We start from the raw sequence: 6,960 nt of genomic DNA, 5'->3' as shown, positions 1-6,960 counted from the left end.
AGCGCCCAGATCACCGAGCCCACCAGCTCGCGGTAGGCCTGCATGTTGGCCACACGCGTCTTGATCAGGTAGTCGAAGCCGCCGGCCACCGGGTGGCATTCCTGGATCTCGGCGCGCACCTGCACGGCGGCCTTGAAGGCGTTCATCGCGTCGTGCGTGGTGCGGTCGAGCACCACCTCGATGAAGACCAGCATGCCGGCGCCGAGCTTGTCGGGGTTCAGCCGCGCCTCGTAGCCGAGGATGAAACCGTCGCGCGTCAGCCGCTTCACGCGCTCGAGCACCGCGGTCGGCGACAGATGCACCTCCTCGGCCAGCTTGAGGTTGGAGATGCGCCCGTCCTTCTGCAGCACGCGCAGGATGCGGATGTCGATCTTGTCGAGCGAGAGGGCGCGCGGGCTGTCGTCAGTGCTCATCGTGTTGGCCGAGCTTCGTTCGGCTAGTTGATCGTGCTTTGGAGATTAATGCTAGCTGGGACTGTCTAACCTAGCAACTTCTTCGAGGCCGATCGCCTTCACGGAGTCCCGCCATGTTCGTCGCCCCGCCCGAGACCGCCCGCCTGCCCGAGCCCTGCCGGCCGGAACCGCAGGTGCTTGCCGCCGCACTGCAGACCCTGTCGGGCTGGCTCGACTGGCCCCGCGCCGCGGCACGCGCCACGCCCTGGGTGCAAGCCGTGCGCGACACGCCAGCGCCGTTCTGGGCGATGGAGTCGCTGCTGCGCGAGTACCCGATCTCGAGTGCCGAGGGCCTGGCGCTGATGCGGCTGGCCGAGGCTCTGCTGCGCGTGCCCGATGCCGAGACCGCCATCGCGCTCACGGCCGACCAGCTCGGCAAGGCGAGCTTCGAGGCCCACGCCGGTGAAGGCCCGCACCGCATGCTGGCCAGCCTGTCGGCGAGCGCGATCGCGATGTCCAAGCGTTTCCTGCCCGATGCCGAGCACGATGCCGGGCTGCTCAGGCGCCTGGGCGCGCAGACGGTGGTGGCGGCCACGGTGCGGGCGATCCAGCTGCTCGGCCGCCAGTTCGTGCTCGGCCGCCACATCGGCGAAGCGATGGCCGAGGCCGACGCGCAGCGCCGCACCCAGGGTGCCCTGCGCTTCAGCTACGACATGCTCGGCGAAGGCGCGCGCACCGAGGCCGATGCGCAGCGCTACCTCGTGGCCTATGCGAAGGCGATCGCGCGCATTGCCGACGCACGCCGAAGCGAAGGCCCGGAATCGTCGGATGGCATCTCGATCAAGCTCAGCGCGCTGTTCTCGCGCTACGAGGTGGCGCAGCGCGAGCGGGTGTTCGCCGAGCTGCTGCCGCGGGTGTGGACGCTGGTCGAGGCGGCGGCGCGCGCCGACATGAACCTCACCATCGACGCCGAGGAGAGCGACCGGCTCGAACTCTCGCTCGACGTCTTCGAGGCGCTGGCCGCGCGCATCGCCGCGTCGTTCCCGGCCTGGCGCGGCTTCGGCCTGGCGGTGCAGGCCTACCAGACCCGCTCGCTGGCCGTCGTCGACGAGGTCGCGCGCATCGCACGCGCCCACGACCTGCGCTTCATGGTGCGCCTGGTCAAGGGCGCCTACTGGGACGGCGAGGTCAAGCGCGCGCAGGAGCTCGGCCTGGCGGGCTACCCGGTGTTCACCCACAAGCACCACACCGACATCTCCTACCTCGCCTGCGCGCGTGCGCTGCTGTCGCACGCCGAGGTGATCTATCCGCAGTTCGCCACCCACAACGCCGGCACCATTGCCGCCATCCTGCAGATGGCCGAAGGCAGCGACGCCGGCTTCGAGATGCAGCGCCTGCACGGCATGGGCGAAGGCGTGTACCGCGAGGTGATGGCCGACGCGAGCGTGCCGGTGCGCATCTATGCGCCGGTGGGCGAGCACCGCGACCTGCTCGCCTACCTGGTGCGGCGGCTGCTCGAGAACGGCGCGAACTCGTCGTTCGTGCACCAGCTCGCCGATCCGCAAGTCGACGTCGAGGCGCTGCTGGCCTCGCCACTGGTGCCGGCCGCGGCACCGGGCGTGCCGATGCCGGGCGCGCTGTACGGCACGCGGAAGAACTCGACCGGCGCCGACCTCGCCGTGCCCGCGCAGCGCGAACCGCTGCTGGCTGCCGTGGCGGCGACGCGGCTGGAGCCGGTGCCGGAAGCGGCGCCCGTGGCGATCGACGCCGCCATGCAGCGCCTGCAGGCCGCCTTCCCGCGCTGGAGCGCGCGGCCGGTGGCCGAACGCGCCACGGTGCTGCGCCGAGCGGCCGATGCGCTCGACGCCCGCCTGCCCGAGTTCTGCGGCCTGCTGGTCAAGGAGGCGCACAAGACGCTGGCCGACTGCGTGGCCGAGGTGCGTGAGGCGGTCGACTTCCTGCGCTACTACGCCGAGCAGGCCGAGCAGCGCCTGGCGGTGCAGGCCCTGCCCGGCCCGACTGGCGAGCACAACGAGCTGCGCCTGCACGGCCGCGGCGTGTTCGTCTGCATCAGCCCGTGGAACTTCCCGCTGGCGATCTTCGCCGGCCAGGTGGCAGCGGCGCTGGTGGCCGGCAACACCGTGGCCGCCAAGCCCGCCGAGCAGACGCCGGTGGTGGCACAGCGCATGGTGGCGCTGCTGCACGAGGCCGGCGTGCCGGCCGATGCACTGGCGCTGCTGCACGGCCCCGGCGAGACCGTCGGCGCCGCACTGGTGGCCGATGCACGCTGCGCCGGCGTGTGCTTCACCGGCTCGACGGCGGTGGCGCGCCTCATCAACCGCGCGCTCGCCGCCAAGGATGGCCCCATCGTGCCGCTGATCGCCGAGACCGGCGGCATCAACGCGATGATCGTCGACAGCACCGCGCTGCCCGAGCAGGTGGTCGACGCCGTCGTGACCAGCGCCTTCCGCTCGGCGGGCCAGCGCTGCTCCGCGCTGCGGCTGCTGCTGGTGCACGAGGGCGTGGCCGAGGCGGTGATCGAGATGATCCGCGGCGCGATGGCCGAGCTGGCCGTGGGCGACCCGGCCCGGCTGGCCACTGACGTCGGCCCGGTGATCGACGCCGAGGCCTTCGCCGGCCTGCGTGCCCATGTGGAGCGGCTGCGCCGCGAGGCGCGCCTGATTGGCGAGACGCCGGTCAGCTCCACCGCCGACCGCCTGATTGCACCGGTGGCGTTCGAGCTGAAGTCGGTGGTCGAGCTGAAGCAGGAGATCTTCGGCCCGGTGCTGCACGTGGTGCGCTGGCGCGGCGACATCGAGGCCGTGGTGGCGCAGGTCAATGCGCTCGGCTATGGCCTCACGCTGGGCGTGCAGACGCGCATCGACGGCCGTGCGCTGCGCATCGCTCAGGCCGCGCGCATTGGCAACGTCTATGTCAACCGCAACATGATCGGCGCGGTGGTCGGTGTGCAGCCGTTCGGCGGCGAGGGCTTGTCGGGCACCGGGCCGAAGGCCGGCGGGCCCCACTACCTCTACCGCTTCTGCGCCGAGCAGACGCTGACGGTCAACACCGCTGCGGCCGGCGGCAACGTGGAGTTGCTCGCCGGGCTGTCGCATTGAAGCCGCAGGCGGTATGCGACGATAACGGTCATGGTCAAGAACATCGTCATCGCCATCGTCGCGCTGCTCCTGCTCGCCGCCGCCTGGTTCGGCATCTTCCTGAACTGGAGCTACTCCAGCGGCGAGCGCGCCGGCTGGGTGCAGAAGTTCTCCCACAAGGGCTGGCTGTGCAAGACGTGGGAGGGCGAACTCGCCCTCGTGTCGTTGCCGGGCAGCACGGTGGAGAAGTTCTACTTCACGGTCCACGACGAGGCGGTGGCGCAGAAGATCAGCGCGGCAATGGGCAAGCGCGTCAGCCTGCACTACGAGGAGAAGGTCGGCCTGCCGACCAGCTGCTTCGGCGACACGCGCTACTTCGTGACCCGCATCGCCGAGACGCCCGACATCCCGCTCGGCCCCGGCGTGTCGCTGCCCACGCAGCCGGCCGCACCGGCCTCCGCCGCTTCGCAGTGAGGATTCCGCGATGACGCAAGACGTGCTGGCCTTCATCGGCGGCGGCAACATGGCTGCGGCCATCATCGGCGGGCTGGTGGCCGCCGGCCGCCGCAGCGATTCCATCCTCGTGATCGACCCGGGCGATGCGCAGCGCGCCAGGCTCGCCGCCGAGCACGGCGTGCGCACCCAGGCCGCGGCCGATGCCGCGCTGGCGCAGGCCAAGGTGGTGGTATGGGCGGTCAAGCCGCAGTTGTTCAACGAGGCCGCCGCACCCTGCGCGGCCCACGTGCACGGCGCGCTGCAGTTCAGCGTGATGGCCGGCATCCGCAGCGATGCGATCGTGCGCGCCACCGGCAGCCAGCGCGTGGTGCGCAGCATGCCCAACACGCCCGCGCTGATCGGCCAGGGGATCGCCGGCCTGTACGCGCGCGATGCGGTGAGCGCCGACGAGCGTCGCACCGCCGAGGCCTTGCTCGCGCCCACCGGCCGCACGCTGTGGGTGGCCCGCGAGGAGGATCTCGACGCCGTCACCGCGCTGTCGGGCTCGGGCCCGGCCTACGTCTTCTACTTCGTCGAGGCGATGATGCAGGCGGCGCAGGAGATGGGCCTGAGCGCCGAGCAGGGCAAGCAGCTCGCGCTGACCACCTTCGCCGGCGCCACGGCGCTGGCGCAGGCGTCGAACGAGCCGCCGGAGGTGCTGCGCGAGCGCGTCACCTCCAAGGGCGGCACCACCTATGCAGCGCTCAACTCGCTCGAGAACAGCGGCGTGAAGGCGGCGTTCGTGAAGGCGCTCAAGGCGGCGCAGCAGCGCGCGAAGGAACTGGGCGACCAGTTCGGCTGAGCCCGGCCGGTCAAACCCGCGCCGCGCATGCCGCGCGCAGCGCAAGCCATGCAAAGCTGGCATGGCGCATGGTGAAAAACTCGGCGCCCCCGGGCCTACAGTCTCGCCCCATGCCGCCGGCCTCGTCACGAGCGCGCCCGAGCAGGCATGACCACCCACGGAGACACCATGATCCTGAGCCCGCTGTCCTACGTCACCCCGCACCCGAACGGCCCCTGGCAGACCTACCTCTCGCAGGTCGACCGCGTGCTGCCCTACCTCGGCCACCTGGCCCGCTGGGGCGAGACGCTCAAGCGCCCCAAGCGCACGTTGATCGTCGACGTGCCCATCGAGCTCGACGACGGCAGCGTGGCGCACTTCGAGGGCTACCGCGTGCAGCACAACCTGTCGCGCGGGCCGGGCAAGGGCGGCGTGCGCTACCACCCGGACGTCACGCTCGAGGAGGTGATGGCGCTGGCCGCATGGATGTCGATCAAGAATGCCGCGGTGAACCTGCCCTACGGCGGCGCCAAGGGCGGCATCCGTGTCGACCCGAAGCAGCTCTCGCACAAGGAGCTCGAGCGCATGACGCGCCGCTACACCAGCGAGATCGGCATCATCATCGGCCCGCACCAGGACATCCCGGCGCCCGACGTGAACACCAACCCGCAGATCATGGCGTGGATGATGGACACGTACTCGATGAACACCGGCACCACCGCCACCGGCGTGGTGACGGGCAAGCCCATCCACCTCGGCGGCTCGCTCGGCCGCGTCAAGGCCACCGGCCGCGGCGTGTTCGTCACCGGCCGCGAGGCGGCGCGGCGCATCGGCCTGAACCTCGACGGTGCGCGCGTGGCGGTGCAGGGTTTCGGCAACGTCGGCTCGGCGGCGGCCGAGCTGTTCGCCCAGGCCGGCGCGAAGATCGTCGCCATCCAGGACCACACCGGCACCATCTTCAACGACCGCGGCATCGACATGGCCGAGCTGATGCCCACGCTCAAGCAGTACGGCGGCGTGGGCGACTTCAAGGGTGCCGACAAGATCGACGACGAGTCGTTCTGGGACGTGAAGTGCGACATCCTCATCCCCGCCGCGCTGGAAAGCCAGATCACGCCCGAGCGCGCGCAGCGCACCAGCGCGAAGCTGGTGCTCGAAGGCGCCAACGGCCCGACGCTGCCCTCGGCCGACGACATCCTCGCCGACCGCGGCGTGCTCGTCGTGCCCGACGTGATCTGCAACGCCGGCGGCGTGACCGTCAGCTACTTCGAGTGGGTGCAGGACTTCAGCTCGTTCTTCTGGACCGAGGACGAGATCAACATGAAGCTCGACAAGATCATGGTCGGCGCGCTCAAGCGCATCTGGGACACGGCCGACAAGCACAAGGTCACGCTGCGCACCGCCACCTTCGCGGTGGCCTGCGAGCGCATCCTGATCGCGCGCGAGGAGCGCGGCCTGTACCCCTGATCACCGGGCACCGGCCCGCCCGGGCCGCGTCGTGACACTCGCTTGCCAAATTGTTGCGGGGTGCGGGCGGCTGTTGATCGTCCTCAATACGGGTCGGTACACGCCTTTCCATCATGCCCCTTCAGGTATGCCGCTCTTGTGGAATGCCTGAAGACGTGCTTCCCAACAAGGAGAACAGGCAATGAAGGCAAGACGAGTGATTCCCTGGCTGATCGCCGGCGCCCTGACGGCGTCGGCGGCCATGGCCCAGGACCAGACCCGTGATCGCGACCAGACGCGCGACAAGACGGCTGACCAGACCCGCGATCAGGACCGCACGCGCGACCAGATCCGCGACCGCGACATCTTCGGCTCCAAGCTGATGACGAGGCAGGAGCGCAACGAGTACCGCAACCGCATGCGCGCCGCCAAGACCGAGCAGGAGCGCGAGCAGATCCGCGCCGAGCACCATGAGCGCATGAAGGTGCGCGCCAAGGAGCGCGGCGTGACGCTGCCCGACGCACCGCCGGCAGGCCGCGGGCCCGGCCGGGGTGCCGGCACAGGCGCCGGTGGTGGTGCCGGCGGCGGCGGGGGCGGAGGTGGCGGCGGCGGCGGCGGTGGCGGCGGTGGCGGTGGCAAGTGACGCGTTGATTCGCTGACACTGCGGCCCGGCAGCGCGAGGTCGATGCCGGGCCTTGAGTACACGCAATACCAAACCAGGTATGCGCGCGAAGATTCTCCGACTGTC

The 6,960-nt window shown here is 70.6% G+C and carries 6 protein-coding genes; 5 read left to right on the top strand and 1 reads right to left on the bottom strand.

Annotation, left to right across the window (positions count from 1 at the left end; translation table 11 throughout):
* Positions 1-413 (bottom strand): winged helix-turn-helix transcriptional regulator (locus AB7U92_RS18885; RefSeq protein WP_428580485.1); only part of this gene is annotated, 413 nt, incomplete at its 3' end.
* 113 nt (positions 414-526) lie between these two features.
* Here AB7U92_RS18885 and AB7U92_RS18880 point away from each other — a divergent pair.
* The 5 genes from AB7U92_RS18880 (at position 527) to AB7U92_RS18860 (ending at position 6,855) form a co-directional block, all read left to right on the top strand.
* Positions 527-3,511, top strand: a complete 2,985-nt coding sequence (locus AB7U92_RS18880; RefSeq protein ID WP_428580482.1) for an L-glutamate gamma-semialdehyde dehydrogenase — start codon at positions 527-529, stop codon at positions 3,509-3,511.
* A 30-nt stretch (positions 3,512-3,541) separates the two neighbouring features.
* Positions 3,542-3,964 carry a hypothetical protein gene (locus tag AB7U92_RS18875; RefSeq protein ID WP_428580479.1) on the top strand — a complete coding sequence of 141 codons (423 nt, stop codon included), beginning with the start codon at positions 3,542-3,544 and terminating at the stop codon, positions 3,962-3,964.
* A 10-nt stretch (positions 3,965-3,974) separates the two neighbouring features.
* Positions 3,975-4,787: a pyrroline-5-carboxylate reductase gene (gene proC, locus AB7U92_RS18870; protein WP_428580476.1), complete on the top strand. Its 813-nt coding sequence runs from the start codon at positions 3,975-3,977 to the stop codon at positions 4,785-4,787.
* Positions 4,788-4,955: 168 nt separating this feature from the next.
* Positions 4,956-6,233, top strand: a complete 1,278-nt coding sequence (locus tag AB7U92_RS18865; RefSeq protein WP_428580473.1) for a Glu/Leu/Phe/Val family dehydrogenase — start codon at positions 4,956-4,958, stop codon at positions 6,231-6,233.
* Positions 6,234-6,414: 181 nt separating this feature from the next.
* Positions 6,415-6,855: a hypothetical protein gene (locus tag AB7U92_RS18860; protein ID WP_428580470.1), complete on the top strand. Its 441-nt coding sequence runs from the start codon at positions 6,415-6,417 to the stop codon at positions 6,853-6,855.
* The last annotated feature ends 105 nt before the right edge of the window (positions 6,856-6,960 follow it).

It is taken from the genome of Piscinibacter sp., from assembly GCF_050175855.1.
Taxonomy (GTDB): domain Bacteria; phylum Pseudomonadota; class Gammaproteobacteria; order Burkholderiales; family Burkholderiaceae_C; genus Piscinibacter.
The sequence above is the reverse complement of the archived record's forward strand: the minus strand, read 5'-3'. Positions and strand labels throughout refer to the sequence as shown.

Excerpts from the sequence above, each read along its gene's own strand:
- AB7U92_RS18880 (WP_428580482.1), top strand. The coding sequence starts at position 527 with ATGTTCGTCGCCCCGCCCGAGACCGCCCGCCTGCCCGAGCCCTGCCGG.
- AB7U92_RS18875 (WP_428580479.1), top strand. The coding sequence starts at position 3,542 with ATGGTCAAGAACATCGTCATCGCCATCGTCGCGCTGCTCCTGCTCGCC.
- proC (WP_428580476.1), top strand. The coding sequence starts at position 3,975 with ATGACGCAAGACGTGCTGGCCTTCATCGGCGGCGGCAACATGGCTGCG.
- AB7U92_RS18865 (WP_428580473.1), top strand. The coding sequence starts at position 4,956 with ATGATCCTGAGCCCGCTGTCCTACGTCACCCCGCACCCGAACGGCCCC.
- AB7U92_RS18860 (WP_428580470.1), top strand. The coding sequence starts at position 6,415 with ATGAAGGCAAGACGAGTGATTCCCTGGCTGATCGCCGGCGCCCTGACG.